Origin of the sequence: Mycobacteroides sp. PCS013 (assembly GCF_049532645.1) — a bacterium.
Taxonomy (GTDB): Bacteria; Actinomycetota; Actinomycetes; order Mycobacteriales; family Mycobacteriaceae; genus Mycobacterium; species Mycobacterium gwanakae.
The window spans coordinates 4187204-4202181 of the sequence record NZ_CP150131.1 but is presented as its reverse complement, the minus strand read 5'-3'; the positions used below and the strand labels follow the sequence as shown (position 1 = coordinate 4202181).

The 14978-nt window shown below is 65.8% G+C and carries 14 protein-coding genes; 4 read left to right on the top strand and 10 right to left on the bottom strand.

Features of this window, described 5'->3' with window-relative positions; genetic code table 11:
- Positions 1–747, bottom strand: a complete 747-nt coding sequence (locus RHO23_RS20915; protein WP_070942122.1) for a TSUP family transporter — start codon at positions 745–747, stop codon at positions 1–3.
- Positions 748–915: 168 nt separating this feature from the next.
- Between RHO23_RS20915 and RHO23_RS20910 the strand changes: the two genes are divergently transcribed.
- The gene (locus tag RHO23_RS20910) at positions 916–1464 is read left to right on the top strand and encodes a hypothetical protein (RefSeq protein WP_057963600.1); all 549 of its coding nucleotides are present in this window, start codon (positions 916–918) and stop codon (positions 1462–1464) included.
- Here the strand turns inward: RHO23_RS20910 and RHO23_RS20905 are convergent.
- The 3 genes from RHO23_RS20905 to RHO23_RS20895 are packed head-to-tail and all read right to left on the bottom strand — an operon-like array spanning position 1432 to position 4707.
- Positions 1432–2631: a phthiocerol/phthiodiolone dimycocerosyl transferase family protein gene (locus RHO23_RS20905; RefSeq protein ID WP_423488282.1), complete on the bottom strand. Its 1200-nt coding sequence runs from the start codon at positions 2629–2631 to the stop codon at positions 1432–1434. The genes RHO23_RS20910 and RHO23_RS20905 overlap by 33 nt on opposite strands.
- Positions 2628–3407, bottom strand: coding sequence for a TIGR03084 family metal-binding protein (locus RHO23_RS20900; protein ID WP_064410073.1), 780 nt, complete (start codon positions 3405–3407; stop codon positions 2628–2630). Before RHO23_RS20900 ends, RHO23_RS20905 begins: the two co-directional genes overlap by 4 nt.
- A complete protein-coding gene (locus RHO23_RS20895; RefSeq protein ID WP_064410072.1) occupies positions 3391–4707 on the bottom strand; it encodes an MFS transporter in 1317 nt (438 codons plus the stop codon). The genes RHO23_RS20900 and RHO23_RS20895 overlap by 17 nt, the downstream gene beginning before the upstream one ends.
- Positions 4708–4885: 178 nt before the next feature.
- On the opposite strand from RHO23_RS20895, the gene RHO23_RS20890 reads away from it, so the two are divergent.
- Positions 4886–5461 carry a YqgE/AlgH family protein gene (locus RHO23_RS20890; RefSeq protein ID WP_423489271.1) on the top strand — a complete coding sequence of 192 codons (576 nt, stop codon included), beginning with the start codon at positions 4886–4888 and terminating at the stop codon, positions 5459–5461.
- A 2-nt stretch (positions 5462–5463) separates the two neighbouring features.
- On the opposite strand, the gene RHO23_RS20885 is transcribed toward RHO23_RS20890, so the two are convergent.
- The 4 genes from RHO23_RS20885 to RHO23_RS20870 all read right to left on the bottom strand — a co-directional run bounded on the left by RHO23_RS20885 (position 5464) and on the right by RHO23_RS20870 (position 9216).
- Positions 5464–6300: a DUF4393 domain-containing protein gene (locus RHO23_RS20885; RefSeq protein ID WP_030097667.1), complete on the bottom strand. Its 837-nt coding sequence runs from the start codon at positions 6298–6300 to the stop codon at positions 5464–5466.
- A gap of 36 nt (positions 6301–6336) precedes the next feature.
- Positions 6337–7713: a hypothetical protein gene (locus RHO23_RS20880; protein WP_030097666.1), complete on the bottom strand. Its 1377-nt coding sequence runs from the start codon at positions 7711–7713 to the stop codon at positions 6337–6339.
- A gap of 126 nt (positions 7714–7839) precedes the next feature.
- The gene (locus RHO23_RS20875) at positions 7840–8205 is read right to left on the bottom strand and encodes a hypothetical protein (protein WP_030097665.1); all 366 of its coding nucleotides are present in this window, start codon (positions 8203–8205) and stop codon (positions 7840–7842) included.
- Between the two features lie 30 nt (positions 8206–8235).
- Positions 8236–9216, bottom strand: coding sequence for an LpqN/LpqT family lipoprotein (locus RHO23_RS20870; protein WP_030097664.1), 981 nt, complete (start codon positions 9214–9216; stop codon positions 8236–8238).
- 247 nt (positions 9217–9463) lie between these two features.
- On the opposite strand from RHO23_RS20870, the gene leuS reads away from it, so the two are divergent.
- On the top strand, positions 9464–12322 hold the full coding sequence (gene leuS / locus RHO23_RS20865) for a leucine--tRNA ligase (RefSeq protein ID WP_064410071.1): 2859 nt from the start codon (positions 9464–9466) through the stop codon (positions 12320–12322).
- Here the strand turns inward: leuS and RHO23_RS20860 are convergent.
- On the bottom strand, positions 12319–12984 hold the full coding sequence (locus tag RHO23_RS20860) for an SDR family oxidoreductase (RefSeq protein ID WP_064410070.1): 666 nt from the start codon (positions 12982–12984) through the stop codon (positions 12319–12321). The genes leuS and RHO23_RS20860 overlap by 4 nt on opposite strands.
- A 120-nt stretch (positions 12985–13104) precedes the next feature.
- Between RHO23_RS20860 and ggh the strand changes: the two genes are divergently transcribed.
- Positions 13105–14445: a glucosylglycerate hydrolase gene (ggh, locus tag RHO23_RS20855; RefSeq protein WP_423488281.1), complete on the top strand. Its 1341-nt coding sequence runs from the start codon at positions 13105–13107 to the stop codon at positions 14443–14445.
- 4 nt (positions 14446–14449) lie between these two features.
- Here ggh and RHO23_RS20850 read toward each other — a convergent pair whose 3' ends face one another.
- Complete coding sequence (locus RHO23_RS20850; protein ID WP_030097660.1) at positions 14450–14923, bottom strand: Lrp/AsnC family transcriptional regulator; 474 nt, start codon at positions 14921–14923, stop codon at positions 14450–14452.
- Between the last annotated feature and the right edge of the window lie 55 nt (positions 14924–14978).

Genomic DNA, 14978 nt, shown 5'->3' with positions numbered 1-14978 from the left:
TCAGCCGATCATGTCGTAGCCGAGCTTGCCCACCATGACCACGACGACCACCAGCAGCACCACGCGGACAAATCCCGCGCCGCGACCCAGCGCCATGTGCGCGCCGAGCTGAGCTCCCGCGATGTTCGCGACACCGAGCGACAGGCCCAGTAGCCAGAGCACGTGACCCTGCGACGCGAAGACGATGAGAGCCCCGACGTTGGTTCCGGAGTTGAGCACTTTGGCAGTGGCCGAGCTTTCCAGGAAGGTCATTCCCGCGACGGCGGTCAGGGTGATGATCATGAACGTTCCGGTGCCCGGACCCATGATGCCGTCGTAGAACGCGATCAGGATGGCCGCGACCGCGAGTGCGGCGACAGTGGTGGCCTTGGTGCGCGCGGCGCCTTCCGTCGCGGTGCCGAACTGAGGACGGGTCGCGACGAACACTCCGACGGCCACCAGCAGCACGAGCACCACGGGTTTGAAGACCGATACGGGTAGCCGCGAGGCGGTGTAGGCGCCGGCGCTGGAACAGGCCGCCGCGAGCACGAATGCGCCCAGGAGCGCACGCCAGTTCAACGGGGTGCGTGGAAAGAGCCGGACGGCGGCCGAGGACGTGCCGGCCAGCGCGGCGAGTTTGTTGGTTCCCAGGGCGGTCGCGGGAGTCATCCCGGGAAAGACGAGCATCAGCACGGGGATGAGGACGAGCCCGCCACCACCCACCACCGCATCGACCCAGCCTGCGGCGGCTGCTGCACTGAGAAGCAGCGTGAGTGTTGGGGCATCCACGGGGTCAGAGATTACGGACGGAACCGATTGCCCCCGAATCCACTCCTACGTTATGTGAACCGGTATCAGCGCAGTTTCTGTCTCCGTGGTTATCCACATGCCCCAAGAAGGCGGAACGCGCGGAGCCGCCGCGGCCTCGTATCGGGTATGGATTACTGCTTTGGTACCGGGGACGGGAGCGTCACCGCCTGGGACGTACCACCCAACGCTGATCTGGACGGCGATGGAGTCATGGACGCGGTGCGCCTGGATTTCGACGGTGACGGGTTGTTCGACGATGTGATGTGGGACGCGGACGGTGATGGTTCGGCGGACCACAGCGTCCTTGACGTGGACAACGACGGCAGGCCCGAGACGTACTTCACCGATGATGGCTTGGGCACGTGGGCGTTTCACGTGGAACGAAGCGGATCCATCAGCTGGTTCGGTCTTGACGGGATCGAACACGCCGGTGGCACAGCAGATATCGATGGGGACGGGAAGCCCGAGCAGCTGGTCGACGCGGACAACGACGGAGATGCTGAAAGAGCTTTCCGGACAACCGATTCAGGTACCTCCGTGTATGCGGACACCACGGGTGACGGCCGCTGGGATGTCGAACTCACCGATGCGGACGGCGACGGGATTGCCGATGCCGCCCGGCCGCTCGGACCGCCGCACCCGTCAGCGCAGAATGCGGTCGAAGGCGCGCCCTAGCGCCTCCGTCCATCCGATGGTGGGGTCGGACCCGTCGGCAACCCAGGCGGGATGATCGATGCTGAGCCGGCCGTCACAGGTGGTGATGAAGAAGCTCGGTGGAAGTGTCGTGGCGCGTGACCCGATATACCGACCGCGGACGGTGGCGCGGAAATCGTGTACGCGCAGGCCCTCCGGCAGTCGCAGCGCCGGTATAGGCCCCCAGTTCGTGACCATGAGTGGATTCTCGATGCACGGGTGCTGTCGCTGCGGTTGGTGCAGAAATACTTGACGCACAGTGTGATCCGCGAGGCCGCTAGCTAGAGAATCCAGTACGGCACGAGCCAGGCGCAGTGGGTCGTCCTCGGGTACGACAGCCAGAATCGCGGTGTCGGCACCCTGGATCACTGTCCCTTGCGCCGCGGCGATGGGTACGTCTGTTCGTGTGCGCAGGTCCACCGATGACGTCAGGCCAAATGTGACCGCGCCTTGCGACCGCGAAAGCGCATGAGCGGCCGCCAGAATCGCGGCACACACGACTCCGTGCACGGTGAGGCCTGCCGCGTGCGCCGCATCGAACAACTGCGTGGTCTGCTTGCGCCCGAGCTGGGTGCGCCCGTGCCGAACCACGACCGCCGCGTCGACCGTCGTTTCTGCTCGCGGCGCCGGGGGCTCGCCAGCCTCGGGTATGACGTAGCCGCGCGCGGCAAGGAACTGCTCTAGGGAGAGGGCGAGTGGATGCGTGCGAATGGTCCCGGCCGACCCCGTCTCGACCACGCGGGTGTAATACGTGCACAGCACTTCCAGGTAGCGCAGCGCGGCCCCCGCGTCGGCGATGCTGTGATGGGTCAGCAGCGTCAACCGAAAGTCAGTGCCGGTCTGTGCCACGTCGATGGCACAGACCGCGCCGGGGTCGACGATGGTGAACCCTGCCCGGGGGAGGGCGGTGGATGTACCGATCTGCAGGGCGGGCGGCTGGGCGGCGTAGCGCAGCGCGTACCCGTGCCCAGCAGAAACAATCTGCGTGGAAAGCACCGGGTACGTAGCCAGCAGTGCGCGGAAAGCCGTTGTCAGAGCATCGATTTTGAGAGCGCCGCTGCCGAACGCCGAGTACGCCACGGTGCTGCGATTCCCAGCGAACATCGCTTCCGAGGGATATAGCGGGCGGATGGTGGCCCCGGTGTTCACCCCCGGCCGGCGCCGGGCGGGCCGGCGAAGGCCTGTGCAATGGAGAGCCACTTCTCTGCGTCCTCGCCGGTGGCCTGCAAATCCAGCTCGGCGCGCGGACGCCGTTGGGTCACCAGGTAGCAGAAGTGCAGTGCCGATCCGGTGACGCGCTGGGCGGCGTCGTCGGGGCCCCACGTCCACGTCTCGCCGTCGGGTCCGGTCAGCTCGACGCGGAACGGCTCAGCCGGGGGAGCCAGTGAGTGCACGGAATACGCGTAGTCACGGGTCCGAACACCCAGGTGTGCAATCGATTTCAGGCGCGCGGTGGGCGCGGGGACCACGCCGAGCGCGTCCGCGACGTCAAGGGCGTGAGCCCATGTCTCCATCAGGCGTGCGGTGCCCATCGACGCGGAGCTCATGGGAGGCCCGTACCAGGGGATCTTCACGCCATCGGGCACCGCGCGCAGCGCCGCGTGCAGTTGGTTGCGGGTATCGCGCCAGTGGGCGAGCAGCTCGGCCGGGGGAGTCTGGGCGGTCTCCTCGGCGGCCTTGTCCACGAATCCGAAGGGATCGGCCATCGCCTTGGGCAGCTCGTTGGCGAAGCCCTCAGGATCGGTGACCGCCAGTAGGGACTGCGCGTCGGTCCAATGCAGATGGGCGATCTGATGGGCGATGGTCCAGCCGGCGGCCGGGGTGTCGCGGGCCCAGCCCTCTGCGGACAGCGGAGCTACCAGTGTGTCGAGTCCATCGCTCTCGTCACGCAGGTCATCGATGACAGCGTCAGCGGTCGAGGTCACGGGCGTGTCCTTCCGGGTCGGATTGGCTGGATTCGGCCGGGCTGGGCCAAAGAGTTCGGGTCATGTGCACGATCAGGCCGATCAAGTAGACCACTGCCCCGGAGAAGGCCAGCCAGTGCGACTGCGTGATGAAGGCGGCGGCCACGCTCATCGCTCCGGTGAAGGTGACCCAGAACAGCGAGTCCTGCACGGCGAAGACGTGTCCCCGCAGTGCGTCATCGACATCGGTCTGCATGCCGACGTCGGCGCACAGCTTGATCACCTGCCCGGCCATTCCGAGTCCGAACGCGGCAACGAGCACGATCGGTACGTACAGACTCGAGGCGATCAGCTGCAGCACGACGGCGCTGCCGAGTGCCATCCCGAGGGTGCGGCCACGGCCGAAGCGCCGGAGCAACGCAGGGGTGGAGACCGTTCCGAGGAACGAGCCGATGCCGGTGCACGCCAGGAACAAGGCCGCGGCCCCGATCCCCGCGAACAGCGAGGCGTTGTTGCGCACCAGCACCAGGACCAGCAAGGTGTTGATGCCGAAAACCATGCGGTGGGCGGCCAGACCGATGAGCGCGTCGAACACCGAGGGTGTGCCGACAATGGTGCGCGCACCATGTAGCCACCCGGTGGCCACCGCGTAGAAGGCCGAGCCGTGCACGGCGCGCACACTGTCGTCGGGACCCAGTCGATCGCCCGGAAAGCCGGTGGCCATCCATGCCGCGGCGAGGGTCGGCACGATCACCAGGAAAATGACTGTGGCAGAACCCAAGTCCCCCGCCCCGAAGACCGCCCGCAGCATCAGCATGAAGTTGGCGCCGACGAAGGTGGCGGTGGCGCCCACCGCGGTGGCCACCGAGTTCATGGTCGCGACCTGGTCGCGGGGCACCACATGGGGGAGTGCCGCCGAGAGACCCGATGTCACGAACCGGGTGACCCCGTTGACGATCAGCGCGCCCAGCAACAGCACCACGTCGTCGGCGCTGAAGGCCAGCTCGATACCGACGAGGGCCACCAGCAGTACGCGGATCAGGTTGGCACAGATCAGCACCGTGCGCCGGTCCCAGCGGTCCAGTAGCGCACCGGCGAAGGGACCGATTGCCGAGTACGGCAGGAACAGCACCGCGAACGCACCGGCGATGGCCCACGGCTCGGCCTCGCGTTCGGGGTTGAACAGCAATGCCCCAGCCAGCCCGGCCTGGAAGAGTCCATCGCTGAACTGGGTGAGCAGCCGCACCCAGACCAGCCGCCCGAAGTCGGGGAGATCGTGGATTGCGTGCCACAGGCTCAGCGGCGAGTGGCGCGCAGTCATGTGAGTCGCTTTCGTATGTCTGGATCGGGCTACGGGAAATAGGCGGAGCGCTTACGCCCACACTACAAATGTGTAGCGGTTGGCCGAGCACAAGTCATGAAACGGCAAACGGTGTCATGATGTTCAGGTGGCGCACGGGGACGAGCCCGATGAGGGCGAGGCATATGGCGAGGGTTATATGGCGCCGCCCGCACACCGTCTGCGGGCGGGCACCTTGCTGGTCGCCAACACCAATCTGTTTGAGCCGACGTTTCGGCGCAGCGTGATCTTCATCGTGGAGCACAACGACGGTGGCACCTTGGGTGTGGTCCTCAACCGTCCGAGCGAAACCGCCGTGTACAACGTGCTGCCGCAGTGGGCCAAGCTCGCCGGCAAGCCGAAGACGATGTTCATCGGCGGGCCGGTCAAACGCGATGCGGCCCTGTGCCTGGCGACCCTGCGGGCCGGTGTCAGCATCGACGGTGTGAAGGGTCTGCGTCACGTGGCGGGCCGCATGGCCATGGTTGATCTGGATGCCGAGCCCGAGGACATCGCCCCGCTGGTGGAGGGCATCCGGGTCTTCGCGGGCTATTCGGGGTGGACGATCGGTCAGCTCGAGGGTGAGGTCGAGCGCGACGACTGGATCGTGTTGTTCGCGCTGCCGTCCGATGTGCTCACCGATGTCAGTGGTGACTTGTGGGCAAGGGTGCTGCGTCGTCAGCCGCTGCCGTTGTCGCTGTTGGCGACGCACCCCATCGACGTGAGCCGAAACTAGGCCTACAGGTCGTCGCCCACCGACGGATCGGAGGGGATGACCGCCCGGCAGAAGTCCTCACCGAATGGCGTCAGGTGGATGCTGCGGCGAACGGTCTTATGCGCGCGGCCCGCCCGGCGGCAGGCCGCCACCACGTCCGGCTGTACCTCCAACACTTGATAACGCTCGGCAGCAACTGATTCCGGAGACGCCCGGACCAGGCCGAGCCGTACCAGATTGTTGGTGTAGGCGTTGTTGCGGTCGGTGTAGCGGCAGCCGGAGCGTTCGGCCACCATCGAGAGGCCCTCGGCGATCATCTCCGAGCCGACGTCGAACGGGCGGCTGGTACGGACGTCCACCACCGGTTGCGCGCCGTGCGCGGCCAGGAACCGCAGGATGCGCGCCTCATCGGGTGCCAGCTGATTGATAATCCGCGCGTAGGCCGGATGGGTGTCCTCTACGTCGGTGACATCGGCTGAACGCCGCAGCAATTCGGCACCGCGCCGGCGCAGTTCATCGCAGTCGGCGGAGCCGGACTCGGTGATGTCGATGGTGACCCGCGACGGGGCGGGCCGTTGCGGTTTGGCGAGAGTGATCCCTGCGGAATCGTTGGCCGGCAGCTGCAGCGCGTCGCGCACGGCGCCCAGCACATGCTCGGTGGCCGACAGGGCTATGTCGGTGGCCGAGCGGCCCGCCCGCACATCGTCGATGATCTTGGTGCCGGTGGTGGTGGCGATATCGGCCGACCACTTCACCCCGCGCCACCAGGTTTTCGCGGCCAGCATCGCGACCCCTTGGACCACGCGATCGGGCCGGAGCTCACGATTGTTGTGCGCGGGAACGGGCGTGTTATCGGTCATCGGGCATCATCTTGTCAGGTCGATTCGGGTCACGTGTCACCCCGCTGGCGGGAAGATCAGCAGGTGCGCCAGGCCGCCGGCCGCGCCAAGGACCGCACCGTGCACGAACAGCAACCACTCGTCCTGTTTGACCGCCGAGCGCAGCAACTCGTTGAAATCGTCGAGTGAGAGCTTGTGCATCTGGGTCGAGACGAAGGCGCCGATCTTGCCTTGGCGTTGCTTGTTGAACTCGGGGTCGGAAAACGCAAGGGGCGCAAAGCCGGTTGCCTCGATGGTGACCGATTCGGTGATCTGGTCGTATTGGCGCCGGCCGACGGCTACCCGGATGGCGCGTCGTGCGGGCCCGAGTGCTTGCTCCAGTGCCGGCCGGATGCCGTCGGCCAGCATTTGTCTGGTGCGGTCCGACCGCGGCCCGTTGAGCATCTCGTTGCCGATGTTTTCCAGGGTGATGACGTTCTCGGAGATGGTGCGCGCGTACTCCTCGGAGATCTCCGACTTGCGCTTGATGAACAGGCCCTGGCGCCACGGCACCCACTTGTTGGGATGGACGGGTTCGAAAATCATGGTGATGCCGAGGTAATTGACGATGTACCCGATGATGATGCCGCCGAGCGGCAGCACGATCCATGGAGTCCACCAGTGGTGCGGCACCGAGTGCAGGATCGCCACGAGTACGAAGCCCATGGGATAGCCGAAGTAGAAGCCGAAGTTCTGCATGAACTGCAGTTCCTTGTGCCCCATGGTCCGGAAGATGTCGTTGAGCAGCTTGGGATGAGCCGTGAGGTACCGGATGATCATCAGCTTGGCGTCGACGAGTTGCCCGATGTTCTCGCCGATTTGATCGGTCATGTTCTTGACGATCTGCGGCAGCTGATTCTCGATGCGCTTGAACATCATCTCCCGCAGGGCCGGCGGCAGGTTGTGCCACAGCTGCGGATCCTCGCGCTCCATGATCTTGGTGATGACGCTGCGAATCTCTGATTTGGCAATCAGTGCAAGGTGATTGGCTATGAGGTCCGGTTCGAGCTGCTCGTAGAAGTCCGAGATGCTACCGAGCTTGGCAAGGCTCTTGTCGACGGCGATGCTGGCCATCTTCTCCGCGCGTGATGGCACGATGCCCTGCCACCCGAATCGCCCGTCGGAGGTGATGGCGGGGATCACCTGTACTCGCCGGGGCAGGAACGCGTACAGAGTGCGCAGCCCGGGGATGCGCCAGCCGTAGAAACGCAAGGGTGCGAACAGCATCAGCACGCCGGTCCAGTTGGTGATGTAGCCGATGATGCCGGTGAACAACGGCACCGTGAGCAGGTCCACGATCAGCTGATCGTCGCGATAGATGTACGCGGCGATAGCGGAGGCGAGCGTGAGAACACCAACGAGGATGAACTTCACCATCTGCTTGGTGTCTTTCACGGCTCCCTTTCTGACCACGCCTGTCCACGAGTGCCCGGGAACATAACACCAAAAAATGGGTCGACATGGGCGAATACGGATCACATTCAGATGAGGTAGCGCCGCGGTGTCTAAAGATTGGACACGTCAGGGCCGAGCGCACACCGAGGAGTCGGCCCGCCCCGCGCTGGGGCATCCGCCGCAGGAACTGCCGCATCCGCCGCCCGAGGACGACATCTGTTGTGCGGCGGTGGTGTAGCGCGCCACCTGCCAGGCGGCCGCACCCACCGTCACGATGGCGGCAGCGCCGCACACCATCAGTCCCACCAAACCGATTGCGGTGGAACCAAATAAGGCTGCGAGCGCGCCCGCCGCGAGAATCAGCGCGGCCGCGGCCTGCGCGGGCGCGAGCATGCGCTGAGGGCTGCCGTGCGGTGCCCGCAGAAACGCCGCCGCCGACAGCGCGCCCAGCAGCCCGGCGAGGGCAATGGTCACGATGGCGGCGATCAGCACCCGCTCAGTTTAAGCGGGATGGGAGTGCGCTTATGCCGCGGGCGGTGCCGGCGGCACCAGCGGAGGCAGGGTGGGCAGCGGTGGCAGCCCCGGGACTCCCGGCGCCGGCGCGGCCGGAGCGTTGGGGTCGGTGCCCGGAGCAGGGGTTACGGGTGCCGCGGGCAGCGCATCCGGATCGGCGAGCGCGTTGGGGTCCGCTACCGGGGCGGTGACCGGGGCGCCTTCGCCGAAGCGCAGGCCGTTGACGATGAGGTCGGTGGCAGGAGCCTCGGAGATGGCGTTTCCGACTGTCGTGGTGACGGCCAGCTGAACCAGGTACCGGTCCTTGCCCTGCGTGATGATCACGGAGCGCCGCGAGGTGTTAAGGGTTTCACCGTCTTGCCGGAAGGTGCCTTCCACGATCGAAGAGGGGAAGCCCTGATAGGTGACCAGCGAGGCGTCGGTCGGCTGCCAGCCCTGCAGTGTTTTGACCTCGACGGGGCCGTGCGAAACGGCCTCATTGGTGTCGAACTCGCCGACGAGCTTGCTCATCGTGACCTGCGCGTTGGACTGGTACAGCCCGGTGCCGTTGGCCTTGCTCACGATCACCTGGTACGCGTTGGGAACGTTGGGATCTGGCACGTTCGCCCAGTTCGCCGGAATTGGGATGCTGACGCGCGGTGCCCCATGGCTGTTCTTGGTCAGCGGCTCCAGCTTGACGTTCTTGGAAGCGAAGAACTCCGTCAGCGTGCCGTCGGCGGCGGGCGCGACCCCGTTGATCGGCGGGGCGGGTTGGAGGGGGTTCGTCGACGCGGTCGGTGCGGTCGCCGGAACGGCGGCGTTCGGGGTGGCGGGGGCGTTGGGGGCCGCCGCCGGTGCGATGGGTGCCGAGGTGGCTGCGTTCGGAGTGGCCACCGGTGCTGGAGGCGCCGGCTGTGGGTCCGCCAGTGCGATGGCGGTGGTCCCGGCGAGCAGTGCCGCGACGGAGGCCGTGGCCGCCGCGAACCTGACTGAATACCGTGTGGTCGTCACCTTCTCTGTCCTTCCGGCTCTGTCCAATGCGTGGTGTGTGAGTTGTGGACGACAACCGTGGGCGCGGGCACGCCGACCGCTATGTCGACAGGGGGCTCTCGGTTGTAGCGGTCCCGAAGTTAATAAGCGCAGCTGAGAAAGCACCCCGGACACCCCCGGAAGTGGCCGGATTGTGACCAGAGTGATTAACTCTCGTCGCCAAACCGGCGATTTCTGTTCGCTGAGCTGCCGCATTTACCCTTGATGCGTGACTGAAGCCCAGCAAGACGCCACCGATACCCCCGAGCATCGCTACACCGCGCAGCTCGCCGGGCAGATCGAGCGTCGTTGGCAACAGAGCTGGGCCGACCGCGGCACGTTCCACGTACCCAATCCGGTGGGCTCACTCGCACCGGCCGATGGCACGCCGATTCCCGCTGACAAGATGTTTGTGCAGGACATGTTCCCGTATCCCTCGGGTGACGGGCTGCACGTCGGACATCCGCTGGGCTATATCGCGACGGACGTATATGCCCGCTTCCACCGGATGCGTGGCGCCAACGTGCTGCACGCGCTCGGGTTCGACGCGTTCGGTCTGCCGGCCGAGCAGTACGCGGTGCAGACCGGCACCCACCCGCGGGTCCGTACCGAGGCCAACATCGTCAACTACAAGCGTCAGCTTGGCCGGCTCGGATTGGGCCACGACTCGCGCCGCAGTTTCTCGACCACCGACGTCGACTTCTACAAGTGGACACAGTGGATTTTTCTGCAGATCTACAACGCCTGGTACGACGTCGAAGCCCAGCGTGCCCGCCGGATCGACGAGCTGGTGGCCGAGTTCGATTCCGGTGCGCGTACGCCGGCCGACGGCACGGTATGGGGCGAGCTGAGCGACGGCGCGCGCGCCGATCTGGTCGACTCGTATCGCCTGGTATACCAATCGGATTCGGTGGTCAACTGGTGCCCGGGACTGGGTACCGTGCTGGCCAACGAGGAGGTCACCTCGGACGGACGCAGCGAGCGCGGTAACTTCCCTGTCTTCCGTAAGCGGTTGCGGCAGTGGATGATGCGGATCACCGCGTACTCCGACAGGCTGATCGACGATCTTGAATTCCTGGACTGGCCCGACAAGGTCAAGACCATGCAGCGCAACTGGATCGGTCGATCGCAGGGTGCATCGGTGTTGTTCGCCGTCGCCGGTGTGGGCGATATCGAGGTGTTCACCACCCGGCCCGACACGCTCTTCGGCGCCACCTACATGGTGTTGGCACCCGAGCACCCACTGGTGGACGGCCTGACGGGTGACACCTGGCCGGAGGGAACGGACGCGCGCTGGACCGGCGGGCAGGATTCGCCGCGCGCGGCCATCGAGCAGTATCGCCGCTCCATCGCCGCCAAGAGCGACCTGGAACGTCAAGAGAACAAAGAAAAGACCGGCGTATTCACCGGCGCCTACGCCACCAACCCGGTGAGCGGTAAGCCGGTGCCGGTCTTCATTGCCGACTATGTGCTGTTCGGTTACGGCACCGGGGCCATCATGGCGGTGCCCGGCCACGACCAGCGTGACTGGGACTTCGCGCATGCGTTCGGTTTGCCTGTGCAGCAAGTCATTTCCGGCGGCGATATCACCGAGTCCGCGTACACGGGCGACGGTCCGCTGGTGAACTCCGATTACCTGAATGGGCTGGATATCGCCGCTGCCAAGGCGGAGGTGACGCGCCGGCTGGTGCAGGACGGCCGCGGCGAACCGCGCATCGAATACAAGCTTCGCGATTGGCTTTTCGCACGCCAGCGCTATTGGGGCGAGCCGTTCCCCATCGTCTACGGCGAGGACGGGCGACCACGAGCGCTGGGTGAGGGTGCGCTGCCCGTCGAGCTGCCGGAGGTCGAGGACTACGCACCGGTGTCCTTCGATCCCGACGACGCATCGAGCGTGCCGTCGCCGCCGCTGTCGAAGGCCACCGACTGGGTCAACGTTGAGCTGGATCTGGGCGACGGACTCAAGCGGTACACGCGCGACACCAACGTGATGCCGCAGTGGGCGGGCAGCTCGTGGTACGAGCTGCGCTACGCGGACCCGGATAATGCGGACGCGTTCTGCGACAAGGAGAACGAGGCCTACTGGCTGGGGCCGCGCCCGGCCGAGCACGGCCCGGACGATCCCGGGGGCGTTGACTTGTATGTCGGCGGCATGGAGCACGCCGTATTGCACCTGCTCTACTCGAGGTTCTGGCACAAGGTCCTCTACGACCTCGGACATGTCAGCTCCCGCGAGCCGTACCGGCGGCTGCTCAACCAGGGCTACATCCAGGCGTACGCCTACACGGATGCGCGCGGAATGTACGTGCCCGCCGCCGAGGTGGTCGAGGAGAACGGAACGTTCTTCTGGCCCGGTCCCGACGGGAAAGTCGAGGTGAAGCAGGAGTTCGGCAAGATCGGCAAGAGCCTCAAGAACTCGATCTCGCCGGACGACATCTGTGACAACTACGGTGCGGACACCCTGCGGGTGTACGAGATGTCGATGGGTCCACTGGAGTTGTCGCGGCCGTGGGCAACAAAGGATGTCGTTGGTGCGCACCGGTTCCTGCAGCGGGTGTGGCGCGTGGTGGTCGACGAGGAGACCGGCAAGATCCGGGTCACCGAAGGGGACCTGACGAGCGAGGACACCCTACGGGCGTTGCACAAGACGATTGCCGGAGTCACCGAAGACTATGCGGCTCTGCGCAATAACACCGCCGCAGCCAAGTTGATCGAGTACACCAACCACCTCACCAAGGAGTACCCGGAGGGTGCCCCGCGTGCGGCGGTGGAACCGCTGGTGCTGTTGCTGGCTCCGCTGGCGCCGCACCTGGCTGAGGAGCTGTGGAGCCAGCTCGGACGCGATGAGACCTTGGCGCACGGCCCCTTCCCGGGATTCGATGAGCGATGGCTGGTGGCCGACACCGTCGAGTACCCGATTCAGGTCAACGGCAAGGTGCGCGGCCGGATCACGGTGGCCGCCGACGCACCGGCGGCCGATATCGAGGCGGCGGCCCTTGCCGAGGAGAAGGTGCTGGAGTTCCTGGCGGGCGTTGCCCCGAAGAAGGTCATCGTGGTGCCCGGGCGCATGGTGAATCTGGTCGTCTAGTTCTGGCGCACCACAATTTGGTGCACACGCGCGTCGCGCGGCAGCCGCACGGCATCGACGATCAATTGTGCGACGGACTCGGGACGCATGTACTCATCCGGGTTGTAGACGCGCCCTTCATGTTCGGTGAGTTCCTGCTGCATCGGGGTGCTGATCCGGCCGGGATGCACCGAGGTCACCCGCAGCAGCGGCTCCTCCGCCCGCAGCACATCGGCCACGCCGCGCAATGCGAACTTGCTCGCCGAGTACGAGCCGATGCCGGGGTGCGCGTTGATTCCCGCTCCGGAGTTCACGAACACCACGTCGCCCTGTGCCGCGCGTAGAGCGGGAAGCAGGGCCTTGGTCAGTGCCACCGGCGCTAAGACGTTGACATCAAAGGTCTTACGCCAGTCCGCCAACTGCGAATCGGCGATCGTCGCCGGATAGGACACCCCGGCGTTGTGCACCAGTACATCGAGTTCGTCGATGCCGGCGGTGGCCGCCAGCAACGCGCGCTCATCGCCCAGGTCCACCGGCCATGCTGTGGCCTGCAGCTCATCGGCCAGTGCGTCCAGCCGCGTGGATGGGCGGCCTCCCAGCAGGAGTGCATGGGTGGGGGCCAGGGCACGCGCGATGGCAGCACCGAGACCGCCGCTTGCGCCGGTGATGAGAGCGAGGGGCATGCGCGCCAGGCTAGCCGCCTCCGGGCGAATGTCGACTTTTGGCGGCGTCCAGTCGCACTTTCACACCAAAAGTCGGCTTTCGGCGAGAGGGAATGGCCGGGTACGCCGCACAATGGACGGATGCCGTCCCACCCGATGTTCACCCCCACGCAGTTGGCCGCACGTGCGGCATACCTGCTGAGGGGAAATGACAGGGGGACGATGACCAGTGCCGCCCCCAAGTTGTACCCACATATGTGGAGCTGGGACGCGGCTTTCGTGGCGGTCGGCCTGGCGCCGCTGAGCGTCGAACGCGCCGTCACCGAATTGGACACCCTGCTTTCCGCGCAATGGGCCAACGGGATGATCCCGCACATCGTCTTCGCGAACGGGGTCGACGGCTACTTTCCCGGACCCGCGCGCTGGCGCACCTCGGAACTGGCGGTGAACGCACCGTCGAATTACCAGACATCGGGCATCACCCAACCACCGGTGCATGCCATAGCGGTGCAGCGCATCTTGGATCATGCGCGCCGCCGTGGCCGGAGTGCGCGCGGCATCGCGGAAGCCTTCCTGGATCGGCGCTGGGCAGACCTGATGCGGTGGCATCGGTGGCTCGCCGAGTCCCGCGATCAGAACCAGCACGGGCGCATCACCCTCTATCACGGGTGGGAATCGGGAATGGACAACTCGCCGCGCTGGGATGGCGCGTACGCCAATGTTGTTCCCGGAGAGTTACCGCCGTATGTGCGGGAGGACACCGCAATCATCACCGACGCCTCGCAGCGCCCCAAGGATGCCGAGTATGACGTCTATCTGTGGCTGCTGGAAGAGATGAAATCGGTGGGGTACGACGATGCCCGGCTGCCGGACGTGATGAGCTTCGTCATGGAAGACGTGTTCGTCTCGGCAATCTTCGCGGTGGCCTGCGAGGTCCTGGCCACCATTGGTGAGGAGCACGCGCGCCCGCGAGCCGATGTGCGTGAATTGCACGGCTGGGCCGAGCGGTTCCGTGCCGGGGTAGTCGACACCACAGAAGAACGTAGCGGTGCCGCAAGGGATTTCGACGTCAAGACCGGCAAGTGGGTGGCGACCGACACGGTGGCCATGTTCGCACCGCTGCTATCCGGAGGCCTGCCGCGTGCGCAGGAATTGGCGCTGCTGCGGCTGCTGGAAGGACCACGTTTCTGCGGCCACCCGGATCTGCGGTACGCACTGGTGCCGTCGACGTCGCCGGTGTCGAGGGATTTTCGTCCGCGCGAGTATTGGCGGGGCCCGGTGTGGCCGGTGCTCACCTGGCTGTTCTGTTGGGCGTTCGAGCGGCGTGGATGGAGTGAGCGGGCGTTCCTGCTCCGGCAGGAGGGTTTACGGCAGGCGGGTGACGGCTCCTTCGCCGAGTACTACGAACCGTTTACCGGTGCGCCGCTGGGCAGCATGCAGCAATCCTGGACGGCTGCAGCGGTTCTGGACTGGCTGGGCTGAGCGCTCAGTCTTGTCCGGCGAGGCGCCGCAGCAGTGGCGTCATCCGGAATGCCACCAACTCGTGCATGGCAATCGCGATCGACGTACGAGTGATGCCGGGGATGTCGAGGATGTTCCCGGCGATTCGGTATAGATCGTCGCTGTCGACGGCCACCACCTTGATCATCAGATCGTCCGCGCCCGCCAGACCGTGCACCTGCACCACCTCCGGCACGTCGGCTAGCGCCACGCCAATCCCCTTGAGCTGATGTTGGTCGATGCGTGCGGTGACGTAAGCCGTCATGGGATAACCCATCGCGCGCGGCACGATCTGGTGGTCGATACCGGCCAGGGCCTCGTGCTGGTCCCAGCGGGTCAGCCGCGCTTGCACGGTGTTGCGGGACAGATTCAGTCGCTGCGCTAGCTCCACGCCGGACGCGCGGGGTGTTTGCGTGAGCGCGAGTAACAACTTCGCATCAGTGGCATCCAGAGTGGTCATAGAGCGCAGTATCGCACAGAATTGACCGACAAATCTGGGCACTATGCACAATGTG